Source organism: Actinomyces sp. HMSC065F12, assembly GCF_001814535.1.
GTDB lineage: Bacteria > Actinomycetota > Actinomycetes > Actinomycetales > Actinomycetaceae > Pauljensenia > Pauljensenia radingae_A.
The window spans coordinates 1-1,190 of sequence record NZ_KV816944.1 but is presented as its reverse complement, the minus strand read 5'-3'; the positions used below and the strand labels follow the sequence as shown (position 1 = coordinate 1,190).

General features: G+C 58.4%; 2 protein-coding genes. Both read left to right on the top strand.

The window, feature by feature from the left end:
- On the top strand, positions 1–658 hold a 658-nt coding region (locus tag HMPREF2975_RS11865), incomplete at its 5' end, for a transposase-like zinc-binding domain-containing protein (RefSeq protein WP_227469089.1).
- 267 nt (positions 659–925) lie between these two features.
- The gene (locus HMPREF2975_RS11860; RefSeq protein WP_083314329.1) at positions 926–1,189 is read left to right on the top strand and encodes a hypothetical protein; all 264 of its coding nucleotides are present in this window, start codon (positions 926–928) and stop codon (positions 1,187–1,189) included.
- Position 1,190 lies beyond the last annotated feature (1 nt).

The window sequence follows — 1,190 nt, the reverse complement described above, 5'->3', positions numbered from 1 at the left end:
TAGAAATCGGCCGCGTTGTGGTGTATGCGGCCACAAGCTTGTCAAGAACGGTCAAACCAGTGCTGGAAGAACCAGGTGGCGGTGCCGAGCGTGCGGGGCGTCGAGCGTTATCAACCGCCCAGATGTCACCAGGCGAGCCCAGGCATCACTTTTCGTGTCATGGTTTGTGGCAGGAGTGTGCGTCAAACAGCTGGCAATGCCGACAACCACGTTTGCCAGAAAGGTCTCCTGGTGCTGGCACATCACTGTGCCCCAGCCACCGCTAACGGGCCACTCCTATCCCCAGATCATCATCGACGGGATTTATCTATCCCACCACTGGTGTTTACTGATCGCAACAAACGGGTCACACGTCATTGGCTGGCAGTGGTGCGACCGTGAATCCGTAGCCGCATGGCAGGCGCTTCTTTCCAAGTTCCCAGCCCCTACCGTGGTCATCACCGATGGCGGGCCAGGAGCACTCAAAGCGATCCGGCAATGCTGGCCCGCCACCGGGGTTCAGCGCTGCCTGTTCCACGTATGGCTCAACACGAAAACCGACCTGACAGGGCACCCGAAAACCCCTGCCGGCAAGGCATTACTGCGCCTCGGAGGCAACCTCGCCGCCATCAACACTCTCGACGAAGCCGCCACATGGGCCACCCAACTCAACAATTGATGGAACGCTTACGGGTATCTCACCCGCGAACGAACCTACAACACCAGCTGGCAACCAGGACAACAACACTGGTGGTACACCCACTACCGGCTTCGACGCGCCTACCTGCGCCTAGCGAAGCTACTGGCCAACAAGTCCCTGTTCACTCATCTTGACCCCAGCATTGCCACCCTTGGGATAGCAAGAACCACAAGCAGTCTCGAAGGTGGGATCAACGCCGGCATCAGAAAACTGCTCGCCGCTCATAAAGGCCTGTCACAAGACCACATGCGAACCGCGGTCCAATGGTTCCTCAACAACAAATCAATCCACCCCCACCAACCGGTACGCTACCTCACCAGCCACTACCAGCCACCAGCCCACAAACCCCTCACCACGCGTGCCGACAACCCCGGCACACCAGCCCGCTACGACACCACCATCGACTACGACACCAACTACCAAAACGGATCACTACACATCAAAAAAGGCTGGGCCGGACACCAAACACCCCGCGACACGCCCACCCCATACACACATTTCGAGCATTAAC

What these genes read in the sequence shown, in the direction of transcription:
- HMPREF2975_RS11860 (WP_083314329.1), top strand. Translation starts at nt 926, where the DNA reads ATGCGAACCGCGGTCCAATGGTTCCTCAACAACAAATCAATCCACCCC.